Raw genomic sequence first — 23,216 nt, 5'->3', positions numbered from 1 at the left:
GAGGGGCGGGTGCTGCATCAGGCATCGGACCAGCCGGGCGAACGGTTGCGCGGCGGCTGCCGGGTCGTCACCGCGCTGCCGCTGGCCAGCGCCGCGCTGAATCTGACCGGCGTCGCGGACCGGGTCGAATTCATCCCCTGTGGCGGTGGGCCCGGCGGCGGTGACCCCGGCGCCGAGGGGGACGAGCGCGCCGTGCTGACGGCCTGGCAGGACTGGAAGTCCGAGGAACGGCGCCACGACTTCCTGGAGGAGAAGGCGCCCCTCGGGCTTGTCCCCTATCTTCAGGCGCAGCTTCTCTCGCGCCATCTGCGCGGGGATATCGATGACTATCCGCCCTGGTTCTGGAGTTGAGGCGGGGCGGCCGGACGGGATGCCGGTGGGAGGATCGCGATGTTGATGCTTGTCACCTACGATGTGCGCACGGACAAGGGCGACGGCGCCCGGCGCCTTAGGCGGATCGCCAAGGCCTGCCGTGATTTCGGGCAGCGCGTTCAGTATTCCGTGTTCGAGATCGAGGTCGATCCGGCGCAATGGGTGCTCCTCAAGGCGCGGCTCGAAGACCTGATCGACCCGGCGGAGGATAGTCTCCGCTACTACCGCCTCGGCGCCAATGGGCGCGACCGGGTGGAACATGTCGGCGCCAAGCCCGCCACCGACTTGTCGGGCCCGCTGATCCTCTAGCGCCTTCTCCCGCATCGCCTTTCGTGCGGGTGCGCGAACCCCAAGCGCGCGGGATTTCCCCGGGTGGTTCGCGATTCGGATAACTTATTGTACATGTTTAGAAAATAGACCCGTGCACGGAGACATCCCATGTCGCGGATGCCATGGCCCTCGCGGTTCGCGAATTACGCCATATTGTCCCTTCTTTTCCATGGAGTTACCGTTAGGGCCGTCGCCCCTCACGCAGGGGCGTGGATTGAAACCTCACCCGCCTGCAGGACCATGCCGAGCGGCTGGGGTCGCCCCTCACGCAGGGGCGTGGATTGAAACGTCCCGGCGCGGATCGATCCAGCGCGGGCGGCCGGGTCGCCCCTCACGCAGGGGCGTGGATTGAAACGCCGCCAACGCGCTAAAGGACGAATTGGCGGCGAGGTCGCCCCTCACGCAGGGGCGTGGATTGAAACGCGGGGACGCGAAGCTCTGGCCCGCGTGACGCGGTGTCGCCCCTCACGCAGGGGCGTGGATTGAAACGGCGATGTGCTGGGCGATGCGATCACCCGGCGCATGGTCGCCCCTCACGCAGGGGCGTGGATTGAAACCGGTTGGAGCGCGTTGCGACGCCTGACGCGGCGGGTCGCCCCTCACGCAGGGGCGTGGATTGAAACTGGCTGGTTTTGGCCGACCGCTACGGCAATCCGACGGTCGCCCCTCACGCAGGGGCGTGGATTGAAACGGCAAACCGGGCCTGCGCCAGACCCTTGATCGCCGGTCGCCCCTCACGCAGGGGCGTGGATTGAAACGGATACCGCCGCAACATAACAACCGGCAAGGTGGGTCGCCCCTCACGCAGGGGCGTGGATTGAAACCGACGAACTACAACCCGGAGACCCGGGCCTACACCGTCGCCCCTCACGCAGGGGCGTGGATTGAAACAACGGAATCATCAACACCCGAGAGCAGGCATATAGTCGCCCCTCACGCAGGGGCGTGGATTGAAACGTCGCTGTCGCCGAAATGGATTTCCTTGTTGGCGAGTCGCCCCTCACGCAGGGGCGTGGATTGAAACGACAACGTCACCGCCGCCGTACCGCAGAATAGCTCGTCGCCCCTCACGCAGGGGCGTGGATTGAAACGACAACGTCAAATTGGCGATGAACGGCCGCTACACGTCGCCCCTCACGCAGGGGCGTGGATTGAAACGCGAATTTTGAGTGGGAGGAGCGCGCGCAATGACAAGTCGCCCCTCACGCAGGGGCGTGGATTGAAACGGCCGCCGCGCGCTCGGCCGCCTTGACCCGCTCGTCGCCCCTCACGCAGGGGCGTGGATTGAAACCACCTCGCGATCGGCAAGACCGCGCCGCCGCCGGGTCGTCCCTCACGCAGGGGCGTGGATTGGAAGCTCGGGAGTGTTGGGCGGGGGGGCTAAATCCCGCCTGTTCGGTACGATCCTTGCAAGTTTCGCGCGACTCGGGCTCGGCTGTGGGCGTCGAGGAAATTCGTTTGTCCGGAGCGCGAAGCATGAGCAGCGGTGATCCCATTCCCTTCGGCCGGCCGATGCTGGACCGGGCCGCGTTCGGCCGCGTGGCGGACGTGCTGGAGAGCGGCATCCTGGTCCATGGGCAGGTGACGCCCGCCTTCGAGGCCGCATTCGCCGAGCGCGCGGGCGCGGCCGAGGCCGTGGCGGTGTCGAGTTGCACCGCCGGGCTGCACCTGACCCTGTTCGTCAAGGGGATCGGGTCGGGCGACCGGGTGGCCGTCCCGGCCATGACCCATGTCGCGACCGCCCATTCGGTGGAGCTTCAGGGGGCGGCGCCGGTCTTCGTCGATGTCGATCCGGCGACCGGCAACATGGACCCGGAGGCGCTGGCGGCGGTGGAGGGGCCGCTCGCCGCGATCATGCCGGTGCATTATCTGGGCCTGCCCTGCGACATGGCGCGCATCCGCGCGATCGCGGCGGAGAAGGACGCCTTCGTGCTGGAGGATTGCGCGCTCGCCCTCGACGCGACTTATGACGGGGCGAAGGCGGGGACGCTCGGCCTCGCCGGCAGTTTCTCCTTCTATCCGGTGAAGCACATGACCTCGATCGAGGGGGGCATGGTCACGACCAATGACGGGGAGTTGGCCGCCCAACTGCGCAAGCGCCGGGCCTTCGGCTATAACCGCATGCTGGGGGAACGCGCGCGGCCCGGGATCTACGATGTCGACGCGCTCGGCTTCAACTACCGGATGAGCGAGGTGGAGGCCGCCGTCGGCCTGACCCAGCTCGACCGGATGGACGCGTTCCAGGCCGCGCGCGCGGCCAATGCCCGGGAATTGCACGCGGGCTTGAGCGCGCTCGACGGGCTGACCGTCTTTCCGCTGGAACATGGGGGCGCGCGCTCCAGCCATTATTGCCTGAACGCGGTGCTGCCGCGCGACGGCTCTGTCGTTCGCGACCGTGTGGTCGACGGCCTCAAGGCGCGGGGCATCGGAAGCTCCATCCACTATCCGGGGCCGGTGCCGCTCTTTACCTATTATTCAGCGAAATACGGCTATCGTCCCGGCATGTTCCCGGTGGCGGAATGGTTGGCGGACCAGACCATCTCGCTGCCCGTGGGACCGCATCTCGGCGAGGATGGGGCGGGCAGGATAGCCGACGCCTTCGCCGAAGCCTATCGCGAGGGCCAGAAGGCCTGACGGACAGACCGATCGGAAGGATCGAAGCGCCATGACCGATACCCCGCCCGTGACCGATATCCCCTATGACAGCCTGAAACCGAAGCTTTCGGGGCAACGCATCCTGCTGATCGGCGGGGCGGGTTTCATCGGGCACAATCTGGCCCTCGGCCTTTCCGCCATGGGGGCGGAGGTGGCGATCGCCGATAACCTGATGGTCAACAGCCTGATCGAGAATTCCTTCGAATCGAAACGCGATCTGGTGCAGCGCCAAGCCTATCAGCATTTCCTGCTGTCGCGTTTCGAGTTGCTGCGCGAGGCCGGGGTGCGACTGATCAATTGCGACGCGCGTCACCTCGCCGACCTCGGCCGGGTGTTCGAGGATGTGCGCCCGACCAAGGTCGTCCATCTGGCCGCCATCGCATCCGCCGTCGATGCGAAGAAGGAGCCGGGCCTGACCTTCGACCTGCAGCTGATCACGCTGCGCAACGCGCTGGAGCTGGTGCGCCCGCGCATCGACGCGATCAATCAGGTGATGTTCCTGTCCTCCTCCACCGTCTATGGCGATTTCGAGGGGGACACGGTGGACGAAACCACCTTCCCCCGGCCGGAAGGCATCTATGCCAACGCCAAGTTCATGGGCGAGCGGCTGGTGCGTACCTACCGCACGCAATATGGCGTCGGCACGACGGTGATCCGCCCCTCCGCCCTCTATGGCGAGCGTTGCATCAGCCGCCGCGTCAGTCAGGCCTTCGTCGAGAACGCGCTGACCGGCAAGCCGCTGCTGCTGGAAGGGGGCGGGGACGGCCGCCTGGACTTCACCTATATCGAGGATCTGGTGCAGGGCATGGTGCGCGCGCTGGCGCTGCACGACGCGCCGGAGAAGTCCTCCACCTACAACATCACCTTCGGCAATGCGCGCACCATCGCGGAACTGGCCGCCATCGTGAAGGATGTCGTGCCCGGCGCCATCCTGGAGGAGCGGCCGCGCGCGATGGACAAGCCGATCCGCGGCACCCTCTCGATCGAGCGGGCGAGCCGCGAACTGGGCTTCAAGCCCGATTGGCCGCTGGAGACCGGCTACCGCCGCTATTGCGAATGGTATGTCGACGCCTGGGAGCGCGCGAAGCGGCAGTTGGAGCGGAACTGAGGCACCGTCGGTACCTCATACCAAATCTTGTTGATCACGACCCATGGGGACGTCCCTCCCGGGTTCTCGGCCAGGAGCGCGTGCCGTGGCGATGCGGGGCATCGCGAGGCGCGGGCGGCGCCGTCCGAGGGCCCGGGAGGGGCGCCCTTCGGGTCGCGTTCGGCTTCCGTCGGAGGGCGTCAGCGCGGCTTGACGATGCCCTGCATCGCCCGCGCCACCCTTCCTACCCGACCAAAGCCGAACGCGATCCGCATGGGTCGTGATCAACAAGATTTGGTATCAGACTTCCTCCGGCGCGCCGCCGTAGCGCTGGGTCAGTTCGGTCACCCGATCCCAGTCGATCACCTTGAAGAGCGGCGGGATCGTCGTGAAGGGACGCCCGGGGGCGAGGGCGGTCAACTCCGCCTCGATATCCGTGCCGGGCCAGGGCGGGGTGCCGCCCTCCGCCGGGGCCATGTCGAAGGCTGCGAGGATCTTCTCCGCGCTTTCCGGGATCACCGGCCAGGCGAGCGTCGCGAAGAGCCGCGTCAGGTTCAGGCCCGTGCGGATGATGCAGGCCGCGCGCTCGCGATCCTGCTTGATGGCGGTCCAGGGCGCCGCGCTCGCCAGATAATTATTGCCGAGCGACCAGATGGCCCGCAGGCTCGCCATCGCCTTGCGGAAGTCGATCGCCTCCATGTGGCCGCGATAGTCGGCGACGAGGCCTTCCAACTCCGTCGCCATGGCGCGTTCCTCCTCGGTCCAGTCGCCGCCTTCCGGCACGGCCGCGCCGAACTGCTTCTCGCAGAACTTCATGCCGCGATTGACGAAATTGCCGAGCGTGTGCGCCAGGTCCTTGTTGCACTGTTCCGCGAAGCGATCGATGGTGAAGACGCTGTCGCCGGACTCCGGCGCGTTCGCCATCAGCCAATAGCGCCAGTAATCCGCCGGTTCCTCCGCCAGCGCCTGATCGGTGAAGATGCCGCGCTTGCTGCTGGTCGAGAACTTGCCACCGTAATAGGTCAGCCAGTTGAAGCCCTTCAACTGATCGACCTTCTTCCATGGCTCCCGGCTGCCGATCTCGGTGGCGGGGAAGCTGATGGTGTGGAAGGGGATGTTGTCCTTGGCCATGAACTGGACGTATTTGACGTGCGCGCCCTCGGTCCACCAGGCCTTCCAGTCGCGGTTCCGGGGGTCGAGCTCGCCCCATGTCTTGGTGGTCGCGATATAGGCGATCGGCGCGTCGAACCAGACATAGAAGACCTTGCCCTCGAAGCCCGCCTTGTGCACCGGCACGCCCCAGGAAAGGTCGCGGGTGATGCAGCGGTCGCGCACGCCCTCCTTGATCCATTTCTTGGCGATCGAGGTGACGAGATGCGGCCAGTCCGGGTGACTGTCGATCCACGTCTCCACCTCGTCGATCAAGGCGGATTGGCGCAGGAACAGATGCTTGGTCGCGCGCACCTCGATATTGGTGCCGCCCGAGACGGCGGAGCGCGGATTGATCAGGTCCGTCGGGTCCAGCAGCTTCGTGCAGTTCTCGCACTGGTCGCCACGCGCGCGCTCATAGCCGCAATTGGGGCATTCCCCCTCGACATAGCGGTCGGGCAGATAGCGACCGTCGTCGAGCGAATAGACCTGATTGATCTCCCGCTCCTCCAGGAAGCCGTTCTCGTCGAGCTTGCGCGCGAAATGCTGGGTCAGTTCGTGATTGTCGGGCGAGGAACTGCGGCCGAAATGGTCGAAGCGGATGTGGAAGCGCTCATAGATGTCCTTCTGGACCTCGTACTGCTCACGGCAGAAATCGGCGACGTCCTGACCCGCCTCCAGCGCGGCCAGCTCGGCCGGCGTGCCGTGCTCGTCCGTGGCGCAGATGAACAGCACCTCGTCGCCGGTCTGGCGCTTGAAGCGGGCATAGACGTCCGAGGGCAGGATGCTGCCGACCAGATTGCCCAGATGCTTGATTCCGTTGATATAGGGAAGCGCGCTGGTGATCAGGATCTTCATGAATCGGAATCCGCTGCTTGATGTCGGCGACGTACGGGACAGGCGACGCTCCCATAGCAGATGGGGACGTGCGCGGCAAAGAGGGAGGGTCGCGTCGGCGCTATCGCGTCAGCAGCGTGCCGTTCTCCGACCAGCCCGGTTCCGCCGCGCGGACATAGAGGTCGGTGATCGCCGGGTCCTCGGGCGGGGGGTGGGCGTCCACCGCCTCCCCGGGGAAGGCCTGGCGGCGCAGGCGGGTCGCGGCGGGGCCGGGATCGATCAGGGTCGCCTTGACCTCGGTCTTGCCCAATTCGTCGGCATAGCTTTCGACCAATGCCTGCAGACCCGCCTTGGCCGCCGCGTGGACGGCCCAATAGGCCTTGGGCGCGCGCCCGCGCGCGCAGGTGGTGAAGAGGGCACGGCCCGACACGCTCCGCCGCAGCAGCGGATCGAAGGCCCGGATCAGATGGAAATTGACCGTCAGGTCGAGGGTCATCGTCTGCGTCCAGGTCTTGGGCGCGATATGGGCGACCGGGCTCAACTGCCCTAACTGCCCGGCGATGCTCGCCAGCACGTCGATATGGCCGAACCGCTGATGGATCGAGGCCGCGATCATGTCGATCTTGTCAAGTTCGCTCAGATCGACCGGCACCAGGGTCACGCCCTCGCCATGGCCGGCGGCCTTGACCGTGTCGTCCAATTCCTCCAGCGCGCCCGTGGTGCGGGCCAGCGCGATGACATGCGCGCCCTCGGCCGCGTAACGCTCGGCGACCGCGCGTCCGATCCCCCGGCTCGCGCCCGTGACCAGCGCGACCCGCCCCGCCAACCGTCCTGTCATGATGTTATCTCGCTTGTTCGCGCAGGAGGCTGAGCTGCGAGGTCTTGCCGCCCTGCTGTTCCTGATCGGTGAGCCGGATCGGATAATCGCCGGAGAAGCAGGCGTCGCAATATTGCGGCGAGTCCGGGTCGCGGCCGGGCAGGCCGACCGCGCGATAGAGTCCGTCCATCGAAATGAAGGCGAGGCTGTCGCAGCCGATCAGCGCGCGCATCTCCTCCAGCGTGTTGCGCGCGGCCAGGAGCTTGTCCCGCTCCGGCGTGTCGACGCCATAGAAGCAGCTATGCGTCGTCGGCGGGCTGGCGATGCACATATGCACCTCCGTCGCGCCGGCATGGCGCATCATCTCGACGATCTTGCGGCTGGTCGTGCCGCGCACGATGGAATCGTCGATCAGCACGATGCGCTTGCCCTCGATCACCTCGCGGTTGGCGTTGTGCTTCAGCTTGACGCCGAGATTGCGAATCTCGTCCGTCGGCTCGATGAAGGTTCGCCCGACATAGTGGTTGCGGATGATGCCGTATTGGAAGGGGATGCCGGAGGCCTCCGCATAGCCGATGGCGCTGGGCACGCCCGAATCCGGGATCGGCACGATCACGTCGGCCTCGATCGGATGCTCCGCCGCCAGTTCGCGCCCGATCGCGGTGCGCGCGGCATAGACGCTGTGCCCCTCTACGATGCTGTCGGGGCGGGAGAAATAGACATATTCGAAGACGCAGAAGCGCGTCTTCATGGGCGGGAAGGGGAAGGTGCTGGTGATGCCGTTGTCGTCGATGACGATCATCTCGCCCGCCTTGACGTCGCGCACCTTCTCCGCGCCGATGATGTCCAGCGCGCATGTCTCGGAGGCGAGGATATGCGCATCCCCCAGCTTACCCAGCACCAACGGCCGCACGCCGAGCGGGTCGCGCACGCCGATCAGCTTCTTGCGCGTCAGGCAGACCAGGGAATAGGCCCCCTCGACACGCCGCAAGGCCTCGGTCAGCCGGTCGGTGACGCCGCCCTTCGCCTGGGCCAGAAGATGGACGATGACCTCGGTATCGGTGGTGGACTGGAAGATCGACCCGCCATGGACCAGTTCGCGGCGAAGCTGGACCGCGTTGGTCAGGTTGCCGTTATGCGCCACCGCGAAGCCGCCGAATTCGAAATCGGCGAAAAGCGGCTGGGTGTTGCGCACCATCGGGTCGCCGGTGGTGGAATAACGATTATGGCCGATGGCGGCGCTGCCCTTCAGCCGGTCCATCACCTGTTGCTCGCCGAAGACGTCGCCGACCTGGCCGAGCGCCCGGTGCGCGCGGAACTCCGCCCCGTCATAGGTGACGATGCCGCTCGCCTCCTGGCCGCGGTGCTGCAACGCGTGCAGCCCCAATGCGGCGTGGGCGGCCGCGTCCTCGGTACCGTGGATACCGAAGACCGCGCATTCCTCGCGCAGTTTGTCGTCGTCGAACGGGTTCGTGGTCAATGCATAGGCTCTTGCCATCGCCATCATCGTCCTGGGTTCGATCGGAAAAGGCCGGCGGCCGGACTGCCGCGCGGTCTCACCGGTCCGAGTCGTTGATCAGGCTTTCGAGTTCCTGGTTCGTCTCCGGCGCATAGCCCTTGCCATCGCCGCCGCCCTCTCCGGCATCGCCGCCGGCGCCGTCCTTCGTGCCCTCGTCGCGGGGGACGGGGTTGTTGAGCGTATCATAGAGGTCCTTCGCGCGCTGCACGTCGTCCATCTGGCGCTGGGTTTCCTGCAGGGTGCGCATGCTGTCGGTCTTCAGCGACTCCGGCACATTGTCGAGCAGCGCGTTGCCGCCCGCGCGCACCACCGGGTAGAGCCGCGCCTCGGTCACCGACGGCGGCAGGCGCTCCTCCTTGAAGATCATGATGCCGCCGATCAGGAAGACGCACAGGATGACATAGCCGAGCGCGAGCCCCGTCACGAAGCCGAGCGCCCGGTTGATCGATCCGAGCGCGCTTTCCTTCACCATATGGGAAAGTATCGCGCTGACGACCAGGAGCAGGATCAGACTGCCCGCGAAGAGCCCGATGCCCGCGGCCAGATCGGCGAATAGGTCAGTCTCGATATAGCGCCGGGCGATTTCCTGCGCTTCCGGATAATAGAGGATCGCGGCCGCGCCGGCGCCGACCCAGGCGCCGATTCCCGTGACCAGCCCCATGAACCCCCAGAAGCTGGCCAGCACGGCGAAGAGTAAAACGCCGCCGACGGCCACCAAATCGACGATGGTGATGGGAAGCCCTTCGAGCATCTCGTTCCGTTTTTCAATGCCGCCCGTCGGGCCGGGCGGCGCCTGTCATGGTCTCCGCGAAACCGGGAGGCGGGTCAGGGCAGGGGGCCATCCAACGTTCCGTCTCCGGCCAGCAGGCTCGCCAACCGGCCGACATCCGCGACTTCCGTCACGCCCAACGCGCCGTCGTTCTTGCCGCCCTTCCGGTCCGGGCCGTCCTTGCCGGGGCGGCGCGGCACGATGGCGCGCTTGAAACCGAGCTTCGCCGCCTCCTTGAGCCGTGCATCGGCGCGTCCGACGGTGCGCACCTCGCCGGATAGGCCGATCTCGCCGAAGACCACCGTCTCACCTGGCACCGCCTCGCCCGTGAGCGAGGAGGCGATGGCCGCGGCCACCGCGAGGTCCGCCGCCGGCTCCGAAATCCGCAAGCCGCCCGCGACGTTCAAGTAAACGTCGCGACCGCCCAAGTCCAGCCCCGCGCGCGCCTCCAGCACCGCCAGCAGCATGGCGAGCCGGTTGGAGTCCCACCCCACGACCGCGCGCCGGGGCGTGCCGTAGGCGCTGGGCGCGACCAGCGCCTGGATCTCGACCAGCATCGGGCGCGATCCCTCGATGCCGGCGAAGACGGCGGCGCCCGCGATTCCTTCCTGCCGGTCGGCGAGGAAAAGGGCGGAGGGGTTCTTCACCTCCTGCAATCCCTGTTCGGTCATGTCGAAGACGCCGATCTCGTCGGTCGGCCCGAAACGGTTCTTCACCCCGCGCAGGATGCGGAAGGGATGGCCGCGCTCGCCCTCGAAATAAAGCACGGTATCGACCATGTGCTCCAGCACGCGGGGCCCCGCGATCGCGCCTTCCTTGGTCACATGTCCGACCAGGAGCAGCGCGATACCCCGGCGCTTGGCGACACGGATCAACTCCTGCGCCGCCGCGCGGACCTGGCCGACGGTGCCCGGCGCGCTGTCCAGAAGGTCGACATACATGGTCTGGATCGAATCGATCACCACGACCTTCGGACCGTCGTTCCGGTCGATCGCGGCCAGGATGTCGGGGACGCTGGTGGCGGCGGCGAGGTCGACCGTCGCCTGCTTCACGCCCAGGCGATCGGCGCGCATGCGCACTTGGTCGATCGCCTCCTCGCCGGAGATATAGGCGACGCGCGCCGCCCGGGCGAGGGCGGCCGTCACCTGCAATAGCAGCGTCGATTTGCCGATCCCCGGATCGCCGCCGATAAGCACCGCCGACCCCTCGACCAGCCCGCCGCCGAGCACGCGATCATATTCCGCGATGCCGCTCTTGAGGCGCGGCGCGCGCGTGTTGGCACCGTCCAGCGCGACGAATTCCACCGCCTTGCCGCGCCGGTTGGTGGCCGAGGTCCCGCCCTTCGCCTTGCCGCCGATCGGGGGCGCGCTTTCCACCGCTTCCTCGGCGATGGAATTCCATTCGCCGCAGGATTCGCAATGGCCCTGCCAGCGCGGATAGACCGCGCCGCAGCCCTGACAGACATAGCGGGTGGTGGACCGTGCCATGGAGGGGGCGTCTCCTCGTCGGAAGAGCCGGACCATGCCGAAGATTCGCGGCCCTGGCCAGTGCCGCCGCGCGGCCTTTTAGAGTATTAGCTCAACTTAGAGATTGGCCCGGAATTCGTCGTTTGCCCGAACGGACGCGATGCCGTCTTGTGAGGCACGGCCCTGAGAGGGCCTTTCCATCCTTCCGTTCGACGAGGCGATCATGACCCAACCGAACCTGCTGATCCTGATGTTCGACCAAGCGACCGGCACGCTGTTTCCGGACGGGCCGGAAGCCTGGCTGCATATGCCGAACCTGCGTCGCCTGGCGGAGCGTTCGGCGCGGTTCGATGCGTGCTATACCGCCTCGCCCCTCTGCACGCCCGCGCGCGGTGGCTTCATGACCGGGCGGCTGCCGTCCAGCACGGGGATCTACGACAACGCCGCCCTGTTCCCGGCCGACATGCCGACCTTCGCGCATCATCTGCGCCGAGCGGGCTATCAGACGGCGCTGTCCGGCAAGATGCATTTCTGCGGGCCGGATCAGCTTCACGGTTTCGAGGAACGGTTGACCACCGATATCTATCCGGCCGATTTCGGCTGGACCCCCGATTACCGCAAGCCGGGGGAGCGGATCGACTGGTGGTATCACAATATGGGTTCCGTCACCGGCTCCGGCGTGGCCGAGACATCCAACCAGATGGAATTCGACGACGACGTCGCCTATCAGGCGCGGCGCAAGCTCTATGACCTCGCGCGCGGCAAGGACGGCCGCCCCTGGTGTCTGACCGTCAGCTTCACCCATCCGCACGACCCCTATGTCGCGCGGCGACGCTATTGGGACCTTTATGAGGGGTGCGAGCATCTGATGCCCGAGGTCGCCTCGATCCCCTATGACGACCACGATCCGCATTCGAAGCGTATCTTCGATGCCAATGATTGGCGTAACTTCGATATCACGGATGACGATATCGCGCGCTCGCGCCGGGCCTATTTCGCCAATCTCAGCTATCTGGACGAGCAGGTGGGCGATCTTCTCGATACGCTGGAGCGCACGCGTCAGGAGGCGGTGATCGTCTTCACCGGCGATCACGGCGATATGCTCGGCGAGAAGGGCTTGTGGTTCAAGATGTCCTTCTTCGAGGGCTCGTCCCGCGTGCCGTTGATGATCGCGGGCGAGGGGATCGCGCCGGGCCGGGTCTCGACCCCGGCCTCGTTGATCGATATCGCGCCGACGCTTTGCGATATCGCGGGGCTGGATATGGAGAGCGTGCGGCCCTGGGTGCAGGGCGATAGCCTGTTGCCCGCGATCGCGGACGATACCGCGCTGGCGGATCGTTTCGTGCCGATGGAATACGCGGCCGAGGCATCCTATGCGCCGCTGGTCTCGCTGCGCCGGGGGACGTGGAAATATAACCGCTGTCCGCTCGATCCGGAACAGCTCTTCGACCTCTCCAGCGATCCGCACGAGATGCGGAACCGCGCGGCGGACCCGGCGGCGGCCGATGTCCTGGCCGAATTCCGGGCCGAGGCCGACCGGCGCTGGGATCTGGAGCGGTTCGACGCCGATGTCCGGGCCAGCCAGGCGCGGCGCTGGGTGGTCTATGACGCCTTGCGCCAGGGCCGCTACACCCCCTGGGACCATCAACCGGCGCGCGATGCCTCGCAGCAATTCATGCGCAACCACATGGATTTGAACGTGGTGGAGGAGGATAAGCGCTTCCCGCGCGGCGAATAGGGAGCTTAGCCAAGCAGACTGGCGCCGGCCGAGATCGTGCCGACCATTGCCAACGCCGCCGCTGCCGGGACGGCGGCGCGCGGTATGACGGATAGCGTCAGCGTGAAGAGCAGCGCGCCCACGCCGAGCATGCCCAGCCACGCGACCGGCCCGATCGCCCAACCCCAACGCGCCGCGCAGCCGGCGAGCGCGGCAGCCAGCACGCCCGTTCCCGCGAGGCGAAGCACGATGACCGTCGCGGGGCGGGGCGGCGTCCGGCCGATATCGCGCGCGTGCCGATCCATTGCCAGGGCCAGCGCGGCCCATCCGGCATAGACGGCGCAAAAGACGGCGGCGATCAGCATGATGCCCCCGGCGTGGTGGTCCTTCGCGCGATGCGGTGCGCGATCGCCAGGAAGACGAGGCCGCAGGCCGCCGCCGTCAGATCGACGCCCGCCAGGCGCCATGTCCCGGCGGGGAGACTGTTTCCCAGATGCGCCTCGCTCGTCAGCGCGTTCAGTAGGGGCAGTAACAGGCATAGCAGACCGGCGAGCCCCATCTGCTCCACCCACCCGCGCCGAGGTGGGCGCAGTAGGCCGTGCAGCAACGCGACCGGCACGATCCCCAGGAACACCAGCACTTCCATGAGCGCGCGCCCCTCCAGATGGACCGGCAACAGGCGGTTCGCCCAGAAATAGGCCGCGCAGGCGACGAGGATGCCCGCGACCGCCCCGACATTGAGCCGTTCCGTCACCGCGTGGAACCTTTGGGCGCCGGGGCTTTGGTCGGCAAGGCGTTTGCGGCGCTTCACCGTGAAGAGGACGAGGCCGGTCGCGATCATGACCGAGCCCGCCGCGCCGCACAAGAAATAGAGCCATCGGACGACCGGCCCGCCGAACTCCACATGATGCAGGCCCTCCACGGCGGCGGTGAGGTTGCGCACGGGCCCCAGATCGGGTGCGCCGTATCGCAGCGCGCCGGTGATACCGTTATAGGAAAGGGGATTATAGAGGCGCGTCAGCCAGTTCCCGTGATCATGCATCAGGTCGATCGCCGCGCCGCCATCGTCCGGGAACCAGACATTCATCATCGCGACTGCCCCGGGCCCCCATTCTTCCCGGCCACGCGCCAGGATATTGGAAAGTGGCAGCATCCGTGCCTGTTCCCCGGTCGGCGCGCGGTCGATGGCGGGTTCGGACTCCCGCCAATAGGCACGGATATCCCCGTCGTAGAGCACATCGATACCCGCCGGCATGATGCGCGGCAGTTCGATGACGAGGCCGCTATAGGCGATCATCAGATGGAAGGGCAGGACCAGGACGGCCGTCATATTATGCCCCTCCAGCCAGGAACGTTGACGCCGGGCATCGGGGCGGAAGGTGAAGAAATCGCGGAAGATGCGCTTGTGGATCACGATGCCGGTGACGATCGCGACCAGCATGCCGAGGGCCAGGAGGCTCACCACCCAGATACCGATTTCACCGCCGTGCAGGCGGGCGTGGAACTGCGCGAAATGGGAGCCGCCATGAGTCGCGCGCGGAGTGAGAACCCGATGCGTCGCCGGGTCGAGATAGCGCTCCTGGACGCCGCCGTCGATCCAGAGCAGACGCATCGCGGGCAGGCGATCCGTCGGCAGTTCGATCAGCCACCGCCCGGCCTCGGGGGCGAGATCGCGCAGCGCCGCCTCCGCCGCGTCCACTGCCGCATCCACCGTCGCGTCGATATTTCCGTCCAGCTTGGCCCCGGCCAGTTCCGGGCGCATCCAGCCGTCGATCTCGCGATCGAAGACGCTGAGAGTCCCGGTCACGAAGACCGCGAACAGAAGCCAGCCGAAGACGAGGCCGCCCCATGTATGCAGCCACGCCATGCGTTGGGTGAAACGTCCGCTCACGGGCGCGTGCTCTCCAGGTCCGGCTTCACGATCCGGCGGGCACCAACAGGAAGGCGAGACCGGTTAGCGGCAGGGCCGGCGTCAGGCCGGCCCAGGCCCGCGCGGCGCTGGTGCTGGCGAAGCACCAGATCGCCGCGCCGACATGGATCGGAAAGGCCGCGAGACCGCCGATCAGCACGGCCTCGACCCGGTCAAGGGCGAGGGTGGCGGGTAAGGTGGCGGCCAACAGGGCCGCCACCGACCAGGACAGCGCATAGCCGCCCAGGATCGCCGCGGCGATCCGTGACAGGAGCGGCCCCGTCGCCCGGATCGTCGCCGGCCAGCCGGCGCGCGACCTACCACTCATAACCGATGGTGCCGATCAGCGTGCGCGCATCGCCGTAGAAGCAGCCATAGGTGCAGGAGGCGAAATATTCCCTGTCGAACAGGTTGGTGGCGTTGAGCGCGACCTCCCAGCCGTTCCGCTCATAACCGATCATCGCATCGAAGACGGTATAGGTCGGCACTTCGACCGTGTCGGCCAGATTGACGCTGGGGCCGACGCTGCGCATGCCGCCGCCGAGGACGAGCCCGTCGAGATCCGACTGCTGGAAGGCGTATTCGCCCCACAGGGAAGCCATCCATTCCGGCGTGTTCTCGGGCGTGTTGCCGAGCGTGTTGGTGTTGCTCTTGGTCACTTCCGCGTCGGTGTAGGTATAGTTGGCGAGCAACGTCAGACCGGCGAACGGGCTCACCTTGCCTTCCACCTCGACCCCGCGTGAGCGGACCTCGCCCTCCTGGATCTGGAAGCCGCGATTATTCGGGTCCGTGGTCAGCACCTTACTGGCGCGTCAATTCATAGACCGCGAGGGTGAGCGAGCCGTCGATGCCGGGGGGCTCGTACTTCACGCCGGCCTCGTACTGCGTTCCCGTGGTGGGGTCGAAGGCCAGACCGGCGGCATTGGTGCCGGACTGCGGCTGGAAGGATTCCGCGTAGCTGGCATAGGGCGCCAGGCCGAAGGGCGTCAGGTACACCACGCCGACACGGCCGGTGAAGGCGGAGGGGCGTTCCTCCGTACCGACGCCGGTCAGGTGATTGTCGCTCTTGTTCGCGACCCAGTCCTGACGCCCGCCCAGCAGGACCCGCAGATCGCCGATCGCGATCTGATCCTGAAGATAGAGGCCGAGTTGATCCTGGTTTTGCGAGGATTCCGTTCCAGGATTGGCGCCCAGGAGGACCGCCCCACCATAGCTGGGGCTATAGAGGTCCAGCGCGCCGACCGTTCCGTTATATTGGATTCGCGAGAAGCTGGTTTGGCTATAGTCGAGGCCGCCCAGCAGGGTGTGCTCCACGGGTCCGGTGTCGATTTCTCCCTGGACGTGGGTATCGACCGAGAGGACGCTGGATTCATCCGTCCGGGCATAGGCGCCGCGGCTGATCGTGCGCTGGTCGGGCTGGAAACTGCCAAACCAGATATCGGCATAGTCGTTGTCGTAAGTGGAGAATTGCAGGTTCTGCGAGATCGATACGCCGTTGTCGAATTCATGTTCGAAGGCATAGCCGACATTGTAGGCGGTGCGATCCCAGTTGTTGAACCCGGGCTCGCCGATGAAGCGCTCGCGCGCGATGCGGCCATTCGGGTTGTCCGAAACCGATCCGGAAAACGGCAGGCCGTAATAATACATCGTATCGGTTTCGGTGTAGTTGGCCCGGAAGGTCAGCGATGTCGCGTCGTCCGGCTGCCAAGTCAGCGAGGGGGCGAAAACCGCCTTATCGTCGCCGATATAGTCGATCATCGTCTCGGCGTCGCGGGCCACCGCCGTCACGCGGTAGGTGAGGGTCCCGTCCTCGTTCAGCCGGCCGGCGTGATCCGTGTTGATCTGCTTGTGCTCGTAGGAGCCCGCCTGGACCTGAATCTCATGGATCGGCTCGGTGGTCGGCTGTTTACTGACCATCGAAACCATGCCGCCGGGGGACGCCTGCCCATAAAGTACCGAGGCGGGGCCGTGCAGCACCTCGATCCGTTCCAGCAGGTAGGGCTCGGTTATCGTGTCGAAGATGTTGGCCTGATTGCGCAGCCCGTCCTGATAGATCGAATCCGTGTTGAGCTGGAATCCCCGGCTGTAGAAACCGTCATTGGTACGGTTGAAGCCCTGGGTTTGGATGATGCCGGGGGTATAGCGCAGCGCGTCGCTGACGGTGCGCGCGTTCTGCCGCTCGATCTGCTCGGCGCCGATGACGGAGATCGACTGCGGCACTTCGATCAGCGGTGTGTCGGTTTTCGTGCCGGTCGCGCTGCGCTTGGCGATATAGCCGTCGACCGGGCCCGTGGCGCGCTCGCCCGACCCCTCGACCAGGATGGGGCCGAGTTGCATCGTGCCTTCGTCGGACGTCGAACGGCCGACGGTGATCGTCCGTTCGGCGCTGCGGCTGAAGGTAAGCCCCGTGCCGTCAAGCAACAGGCGCAGCGCGGCTTCCGGTGCGTAGCTGCCGGCGACGGGCCGCGATGTCAGCCCCGCCACCTCGTCCGTGCGGAAGGCGACCTGAAGGTCCGCCTGCTCGTTGAAGGCGATCAGCGCGTCCGCCAGGGGTTGGGCGGCGATGTCGAAGGCGCGCGCCGGCTCGCTTTGGGCTTGCTGGATTGCCTGGGGGGAGGTGCCCGAATCGGCCCGCGCCGCGATCGGCGCGATCAGGGTCGCGCCGATCAGGGCGCCGAACGCCACGCCGTGAAGCAAAGATTGGCGTTTCGCGTCCGTTCCCGCCCTGCTCCGCGCGCCGCGTCGCGCGATTGCCGTGGATTGATAAGCGCGCATATCGTACCGCATCATACTCCCCCTCCTGAGATTGCCGGCCGATGCCCTATCCCCAGGGAGCGCGGCCGGCTGCGCGAATGCTAATCACTCGCATACCATCGAATTTACATTGGAATGACGGGCGAGACGGCTTCATGCTCACCGGCGATATGTGATTTTTTCGAATTTTCCTTAGCGCAAGATCGTGATCAGCCCGGCGATGCGCGTGACGCTCAGCCCGTGCGTGGCGGCGAGCCCATCGACCGCCGCCGGAACATGGTCGATATCGAACGCGCCGCTTACCGCGTCGAAGCCATCCTCCGACGCCGCAATCAGCAGGATCGTCCCGGGCAGATAGCGGTCGAGTTCCGTCAGCGCCCGTTCGAGCGTCAGGCCGTCGATCCGGATTTTGCCCCGCCGCCACGCCGTGACGCTCGCAAGGTCGGCGACCTCAACCGGCCCCGGGGGGCCGCCGGGCGCATATCGGTTCGCCTGTCCGGCCTCGACCAATTGGCTTCGGGGTGGGTCGCCGTCGGCCGGGGAGGAGACGAGAACCTTGCCCTCGCTGACCGTCACACGGACGCTCCCATCCTCCAGCCGGACGATGAAGCGGGTACCGACCGCTTCCGCCATGCCCCCCTCGGCGGCCACGCGGAAGGGGCGCGCGGAATCGGGCAGGACGTCGAATTGAGCCTCCCCGCGCAGTAGCGTCACGGCGCGTTCCCGGTCGTTATAGGTAAGGTCTATGGCGCTGTCGGTATTGAGATGCACCATGGAGCCGTCGGGCAGGCGCACGCTGCGCTGAACGCCGACATCGGTCGCATGATCGGGCGCGGGACCAAGAAGTCCGTCATCGCCAACCATGACAAGAAGCGCGAGGCACGCCGCCACCAGACTGCCGGCGAGAATCTTGCGGCGGCGGCCGGGCGCCGCGCCGGGGCGACGCCCATGGCCGCGCATTGGCCGGATATGACGGGTGGGGGAGGGTGGTTCCGCTTCCGGCACCGTTTCCGCCGTGTCGGGCTCGGCGACCAGCCGGCCCAGCCGCTGCCAGAAGCGACGCTCCGTCTCGAAGACGCGGCGATGCGCCTCGGACGCCCCGTGCCAGACCTTGAAGGCCTGCAGCTCCCGCTCCGTTAGGTCCTTCGAAGCCAGGCGCACGACCCAGTCGCGCGCGGCGATGACGACCTCGTCGTCATCGGTCGTGCCGTCGGGGCGGTGGTTTTCCGGATCGGCGTTTTGCATGCGGGGAACTGGGTAGCCTTCTTGGTTTCGTCATAAGGGGTGGGCGTGGTGCATGTCGGACAGGCAACCGCGGAGGGCCCTTTCCTTATAAGACGGGCGCGCGGGCCGGATGCACACCATGCCCGTCCGCCGCGCGCGGGTCTGTCAGGGATCGCGCACGGTGGCGAGGTGATCCATGACCTTCCGGATATGCTTGAAGACGGCGGTAGGGGAAAGCCCGACTCGTTCGGCGATCTCGCGCTGGGTCAGCCCGTCGAAACGGCTCATCCGGAATATCCTGCGGCTGATCGGGGGCAGATCCGCCAACGCGAGGCGAAGGCGCGCCAACTCCTCGCGCGCGATCAGCGCTTGTTCCGGGGTTATCATGTCGGTCTCCTCGCCCAGGAAGGATCGCGCCTCGGCGAGAATCTCGGCCCGCCGTCGCTCGCCGCGCAGATGGTCCAGGGCCAGGTTGGAGGCCATGCGAAACAGGTAGGCCCGGCTGTTTCGCACCACCGCGCCGTCATCGAGCGCGCGAATCTTCAGATAGAGTTCCTGGGTCAGATCCTGCGCGAGCGTCGAGGACCGCAGCCGCGCCGACAGGAATTGGATCAGTTCGGCCTCATAATCGCGAAAAGCCTGAACAAGGCGCGAGTCCGACATCCGGCCACCGTTCGATCGACAGACATGACCGCACGGCGAAGCCGGTGCCGTCGACGCGGAAGGCCGGTCGGCGCGCGGTGCGGGGGAACCGGGCGGATGCTAGAGATTTTGCGAATGATTATCAATTAAATTTAAGAAGATATCCGGCCGCCGCGCTTCGCGCGCGGCGGCCGTTCCGTACCCGGACGGATCAGATCTTCACGCCGGTCTTACCCTGGTAATCGGCGGGGCCGTGGCGTTCGATCATCTGTTCGCCGTCCTCGCCCCATTTGCGGTTGATCATGCGGCCGCGCTCGACCGCCGGTCGGGTGCCGATCTCCCGCGTCCAACGCTGGAGGTTTTCATAGCTCTGGACGTCGAGGAACTCGCCCGCCTCGTAGATCTTGCCGAGGGCCAGGACGCCATACCACGGCCAGATGGCGATATCGGCGATGCTGTATTCATCGCCCGCCATGTAGTGATTGTCGGCCAGATGCCGGTCGAGCACGTCGAGTTGACGCTTCGCCTCCATCGCGAAGCGGTCGATCGGGTATTTCATCCTATAGGGCGCATAATGATAGAAATGCCCGAATCCACCGCCGATATAGGGTGCGCTGCCCATCTGCCAGAACAGCCAGTTCAGGGCTTCCGTGCGCGCCTTATGTCCGGTCGGCAGGAAATCGCCGAACTTCTCCGCCAAGTAAAGCAGGATGGAGCCGGATTCGAACACCCGCGTCGGCGGGGTCGTGCTGCGGTCGACCAGGGCCGGAATCTTGGAATTCGGATTGATCTCGACGAAGCCGCTGCCGAACTGATCGCCTTCGCCGATATCGATCGTGTAGGCGTCGTACTGCGCGCCGTCATGGCCGCGTTCCAGCAGTTCCTCCAGCATGATCGTCACCTTGACGCCGTTTGGCGTGGCGAGCGAATGAAGCTGCAACGGATGCTCGCCGACCGGCAACGTTTTCTCGTGCGTCGCGCCGGCGATCGGCCGGTTGGTTTTCGAGAATTTGCCGCCGTTTTCGTCGGTCCAGGTCCAGACCTTGGGGGGCGTGTATTCGTCCTTGGGGGTAGGATCGGCGTCGCTCATGCTTTTTGCATCCTCTCATCCGGGGGGTGACCCAATGGAACCGTCGGGGGAACCTTCAGGCCTCGAATTGGCCTCCACCCCGGGCGATCGCAAGATGGCGCACGATCTTTTGACGGAACGTCAACAATCAGGGAAGGGGGTTAGAGCTTGCGCAGTTCCATCCGGATCGGCCCCTCGGCGGCACCATGCACGAACTGATCGACATAGGCATTGCCGCTGTCGTCGATGCTGGCGGCCGGGCCGCTCCAGATGATTTCCCCCCGATAGAGCATCGCCATGCGGTCGGCGATGCGCCGGGCGCTGGCCATGTCGTGGGTGATCGAGATCGCGGTGGCACCCACTTGGCGCACGCAATGGACGATCAACTCGTCGATGATATGGCCCATGATGGGGTCGAGGCCGGTCGTCGGCTCATCGAAGAAGATGATCTCCGGATCGCCGGCGATGGCGCGGGCGAGGCCGACACGTTTGCGCATGCCGCCGGAAAGTTCCGCCGGCGACAGGGCGCCGACATCCGCGTCGAGACCGACGTCCGCGAGCTTGCGGATCGCGATTTCCTTCGCCCGCGCGCGCTTCATGCGCTTGCCCTGAATCAGGCCGAAGGCGACATTCTCCCAGACGCTCAGGGAATCGAAGAGCGCCGCGTTCTGGAACAACATGCCGATGCGCGCGTTGACGGCCTCCCGTTCGGCCGTGGACAGTCGGGTGATCGGCCGGCCGTCGATCTCGATCTCGCCCGCGTCGGGGGTGAGCAGGCCCAGGATGCATTTCAGCATCACCGACTTGCCCGTGCCGGATCCGCCGATGATGACGAGGGATTCGCCCTGGGCGACTTCCAGGTCGACGCCGTTCAGCACGGTCTTGGTGCCGAAATGCTTCTCGACTCCGGCGAGCTTGATCTTGGGAACGGTTGGCGTCGCGTCGCTCATTGGGCGAAGAACATCTCGGTGATGAGGTAGTTGGAAATCAGGATCAGGATCGAGGCGGAGACCACCGCGTTGGTCGTTGCCTGGCCCACGCCCTGGGCGCCGCCGCGGCTCATATAGCCGTGATAGCATCCCATCAGCGCCACCAGAAAGCCGAAGACCGCCGCCTTGACGAGTCCCGAGACGACGTCCATCGCCTGCACGAAATTCCAGGTGTTGACGATATAGGTCTGCGCGTTGAAGCCGAGCTTGAAGACACTGACCACATAGCCGCCGAATATCCCCATCACGTCCCCGATCAGGACCAGCAGCGGCATCATGGTGACGCCCGCGATCAGCCGCGGCGCGACAAGATACTTGTAGGGGTTGGTGGAGAGCGTCTCCAGCGCGTCGATCTGTTCCGTCACCCGCATGGTGCCGAGTTCGGCCGCCATGGCCGCGCCGATCCGCCCGGCGATCATCAAGCCCGCCAGAACCGGGGAAAGTTCCCGCGTGATGGAGAGCACGACGACGGAGGGGATCGCGTCCTCGGCCGAGAAGCGCGCGAAGCCGGTATAGCTTTGCAGCGCCAAGACCATACCCGCGAATAAGGTGGTCAGCCCGACGACCGGCAGGGAATAATAGCCGATATCGATCATCTGCCGGCCTATCAGGCGGGGATAGAGCGGCGGCCGCACGCAATGGCCGATGCCGATCACGGCGAAGAGGAAAAGCCGGCCCGTGGCCTCCAGGAAGGCGAGAAAGGCATGGCCGACCGGCCGGAACGGGTTCATGCGTCCCCTCCTACATAACGGCGGCGATGGCGCCGGCCGAGCGAGGTGAGGATTTCGTATCCGATGGTGCCGGCCGCCGATGCCAGCCGGTCGACCGTATTGAGGGGGCCCAGCATGTCGATCGCCGTGCCGACCGTCGCCTCCGGCGCGTCGGTAACGTCGAGCGTCGTCAGATCCATGGAGATACGCCCGATCACCGGCACCTCCCGCTGGCCGATATGGGCCACCGCCTCCTCGGCGATGGGACCGGCGCCGGCCGTGCGCAGATAGCCGTCGGCATAGCCGACCGCGACGGTCGCCACCCGGCTCGGCCTCGCGACCGGGTAGGCGGCACCGTATCCAACGGTCTGGGGGGCGTCAACGTCCCGGATTTGCAGGATTTTCGCGCTAAGGCGCACGACCGGTCTCATCGGATTGGGCCGTGTGGTGTCCGGTGCCACGCCATAGATCGCGACACCCGGGCGCACGCACTCGAACAGCCAGTCGCGGCCGAGGAAGCAGCCCGAGCTGTTGGCCAGCATCCGCCCCGCCGTCGGTTTCGGCAGGCGCGCGGTCTGACGGGCGAAGAGGTCCGCTTGCTGCCGGTTGATCGGGGCGGAAGGCGCGTCGGCGCTGACCAGATGGCTCATCAGATAGCGCATTTCGAATCCGTCGAGGTGCGCCGGTTCCGCCGCCAGCCGGTCGATCTCCTGCCAGGGCAGACCCAGGCGGCACATGCCGGTGTCGATATGCAGGCCCGCCGGCAGCGGTGTCTCCACGGCCTGGCAAAAGGCCGCCCAACGTTCGATCTGTCCCAGATCGTTCAGCGTCGGCATGATCCGATGCGCGCGATAGACCGGCGCCTCGTCCCCCAGCAGGCCGTTCAGCGCCCCGATCTCCACATCCGCGTCCGGAAGCAGGGCGCGCAACGCGATCGCCTCGTCCAGATGGGCGGTGAAGAAGGTTCGGCAACCGGCCGCGTGCAGCGCTGGTCCGACCCGTTCGATGCCGAGACCATAGCCGTCGGCCTTGACCACGGCGGTGGCGAAGGCGCCGCCACCGGCCGCGCGATCGCGCAGCAGGCGCCAATTATCGGCGAGCGCGTCGAGATCGACGATCAACTCGGTCGGGGAATGGGAGAAATCGGGCAGGGCACTCATGAGCGCTTGTTTAGCCCAATTCCCAAGCATGGCGAAAGGGG

The 23,216-nt window shown here is 66.2% G+C and carries 20 protein-coding genes, 1 pseudogene and 1 CRISPR repeat array; of the genes and pseudogenes, 5 read left to right on the top strand and 16 right to left on the bottom strand.

All coding sequences use genetic code 11. The features are described from left to right. Positions 1–186: 186 nt before the first annotated feature. The 4 genes and pseudogenes from KAJ83_RS02770 to KAJ83_RS02755 form a co-directional block, all read left to right on the top strand. A pseudogene (locus KAJ83_RS02770) lies at positions 187–351 on the top strand (type I-C CRISPR-associated endonuclease Cas1c); the annotation flags it as partial. A gap of 39 nt (positions 352–390) precedes the next feature. After that, positions 391–681 carry a CRISPR-associated endonuclease Cas2 gene (gene cas2, locus KAJ83_RS02765; protein WP_210680478.1) on the top strand — a complete coding sequence of 97 codons (291 nt, stop codon included), beginning with the start codon at positions 391–393 and terminating at the stop codon, positions 679–681. A 210-nt stretch (positions 682–891) separates the two neighbouring features. Then, positions 892–2,059: a CRISPR direct-repeat array (repeat unit 32 nt; unit sequence GTCGCCCCTCACGCAGGGGCGTGGATTGAAAC). 119 nt (positions 2,060–2,178) lie between these two features. Next, positions 2,179–3,336 carry a DegT/DnrJ/EryC1/StrS family aminotransferase gene (locus KAJ83_RS02760; RefSeq protein WP_210680477.1) on the top strand — a complete coding sequence of 386 codons (1,158 nt, stop codon included), beginning with the start codon at positions 2,179–2,181 and terminating at the stop codon, positions 3,334–3,336. Positions 3,337–3,367: 31 nt separating this feature from the next. Further along, on the top strand, positions 3,368–4,465 hold the full coding sequence (locus KAJ83_RS02755; protein ID WP_210680476.1) for an NAD-dependent epimerase/dehydratase family protein: 1,098 nt from the start codon (positions 3,368–3,370) through the stop codon (positions 4,463–4,465). Between the two features lie 279 nt (positions 4,466–4,744). On the opposite strand, the gene metG is transcribed toward KAJ83_RS02755, so the two are convergent. From metG to radA, 5 genes are all read right to left on the bottom strand, one after another. Next, positions 4,745–6,451 carry a methionine--tRNA ligase gene (gene metG / locus KAJ83_RS02750; protein ID WP_210680475.1) on the bottom strand — a complete coding sequence of 569 codons (1,707 nt, stop codon included), beginning with the start codon at positions 6,449–6,451 and terminating at the stop codon, positions 4,745–4,747. Positions 6,452–6,551: 100 nt separating this feature from the next. After that, complete coding sequence (locus KAJ83_RS02745; RefSeq protein WP_210680474.1) at positions 6,552–7,268, bottom strand: SDR family NAD(P)-dependent oxidoreductase; 717 nt, start codon at positions 7,266–7,268, stop codon at positions 6,552–6,554. Positions 7,269–7,272: 4 nt separating this feature from the next. After that, a complete protein-coding gene (gene purF / locus KAJ83_RS02740) occupies positions 7,273–8,745 on the bottom strand; it encodes an amidophosphoribosyltransferase (RefSeq protein WP_210680473.1) in 1,473 nt (490 codons plus the stop codon). 58 nt (positions 8,746–8,803) lie between these two features. Further along, positions 8,804–9,517 (bottom strand): CvpA family protein, encoded by a 714-nt coding sequence (locus KAJ83_RS02735; RefSeq protein ID WP_210680472.1) that lies wholly within the window; start codon positions 9,515–9,517, stop codon positions 8,804–8,806. Positions 9,518–9,591: 74 nt separating this feature from the next. Then, positions 9,592–11,022: a DNA repair protein RadA gene (gene radA, locus KAJ83_RS02730; protein WP_210680471.1), complete on the bottom strand. Its 1,431-nt coding sequence runs from the start codon at positions 11,020–11,022 to the stop codon at positions 9,592–9,594. Between the two features lie 202 nt (positions 11,023–11,224). Between radA and betC the strand changes: the two genes are divergently transcribed. Then, complete coding sequence (betC, locus tag KAJ83_RS02725; RefSeq protein WP_210680470.1) at positions 11,225–12,739, top strand: choline-sulfatase; 1,515 nt, start codon at positions 11,225–11,227, stop codon at positions 12,737–12,739. A gap of 5 nt (positions 12,740–12,744) precedes the next feature. Here the strand turns inward: betC and KAJ83_RS02720 are convergent, their stop codons facing one another. The 11 genes from KAJ83_RS02720 to alr all read right to left on the bottom strand — a co-directional run bounded on the left by KAJ83_RS02720 (position 12,745) and on the right by alr (position 23,175). Next, positions 12,745–13,083: a DUF3325 domain-containing protein gene (locus tag KAJ83_RS02720; RefSeq protein WP_210680469.1), complete on the bottom strand. Its 339-nt coding sequence runs from the start codon at positions 13,081–13,083 to the stop codon at positions 12,745–12,747. Further along, complete coding sequence (locus KAJ83_RS02715) at positions 13,077–14,609, bottom strand: PepSY-associated TM helix domain-containing protein (protein ID WP_210680468.1); 1,533 nt, start codon at positions 14,607–14,609, stop codon at positions 13,077–13,079. Before KAJ83_RS02715 ends, KAJ83_RS02720 begins: the two co-directional genes overlap by 7 nt. A 25-nt stretch (positions 14,610–14,634) precedes the next feature. Further along, on the bottom strand, positions 14,635–14,955 hold the full coding sequence (locus KAJ83_RS02710) for a DUF3649 domain-containing protein (RefSeq protein ID WP_210680467.1): 321 nt from the start codon (positions 14,953–14,955) through the stop codon (positions 14,635–14,637). Further along, positions 14,945–15,427 (bottom strand): TonB-dependent siderophore receptor, encoded by a 483-nt coding sequence (locus KAJ83_RS19465; RefSeq protein ID WP_210680466.1) that lies wholly within the window; start codon positions 15,425–15,427, stop codon positions 14,945–14,947. The genes KAJ83_RS02710 and KAJ83_RS19465 overlap by 11 nt, the downstream gene beginning before the upstream one ends. 1 nt (position 15,428) lies before the next feature. Further along, positions 15,429–17,312: a TonB-dependent siderophore receptor gene (locus tag KAJ83_RS02700; protein ID WP_210680465.1), complete on the bottom strand. Its 1,884-nt coding sequence runs from the start codon at positions 17,310–17,312 to the stop codon at positions 15,429–15,431. A 261-nt stretch (positions 17,313–17,573) separates the two neighbouring features. Further along, positions 17,574–18,626 carry a FecR family protein gene (locus KAJ83_RS02695; RefSeq protein WP_210680464.1) on the bottom strand — a complete coding sequence of 351 codons (1,053 nt, stop codon included), beginning with the start codon at positions 18,624–18,626 and terminating at the stop codon, positions 17,574–17,576. Positions 18,627–18,770: 144 nt separating this feature from the next. Continuing rightward, complete coding sequence (locus tag KAJ83_RS02690) at positions 18,771–19,268, bottom strand: RNA polymerase sigma factor (protein ID WP_210680463.1); 498 nt, start codon at positions 19,266–19,268, stop codon at positions 18,771–18,773. A gap of 190 nt (positions 19,269–19,458) precedes the next feature. Next, positions 19,459–20,337 carry a glutathione-dependent disulfide-bond oxidoreductase gene (yghU, locus tag KAJ83_RS02685; protein ID WP_210680462.1) on the bottom strand — a complete coding sequence of 293 codons (879 nt, stop codon included), beginning with the start codon at positions 20,335–20,337 and terminating at the stop codon, positions 19,459–19,461. Between the two features lie 140 nt (positions 20,338–20,477). Beyond that, a complete protein-coding gene (locus KAJ83_RS02680; protein WP_210680461.1) occupies positions 20,478–21,266 on the bottom strand; it encodes an ABC transporter ATP-binding protein in 789 nt (262 codons plus the stop codon). Then, positions 21,263–22,036, bottom strand: a complete 774-nt coding sequence (locus KAJ83_RS02675; RefSeq protein WP_210680460.1) for an MlaE family ABC transporter permease — start codon at positions 22,034–22,036, stop codon at positions 21,263–21,265. Before KAJ83_RS02675 ends, KAJ83_RS02680 begins: the two co-directional genes overlap by 4 nt. Further along, complete coding sequence (gene alr / locus KAJ83_RS02670) at positions 22,033–23,175, bottom strand: alanine racemase (RefSeq protein ID WP_210680459.1); 1,143 nt, start codon at positions 23,173–23,175, stop codon at positions 22,033–22,035. The genes KAJ83_RS02675 and alr overlap by 4 nt, the downstream gene beginning before the upstream one ends. Between the last annotated feature and the right edge of the window lie 41 nt (positions 23,176–23,216).

The sequence above is a fragment of the Marivibrio halodurans genome (genome assembly GCF_017963645.1).
Lineage (GTDB): Bacteria > Pseudomonadota > Alphaproteobacteria > UBA8366 > Aestuariispiraceae > Marivibrio > Marivibrio halodurans.
This window is presented reverse-complemented; position numbering and strand designations above follow the sequence as displayed.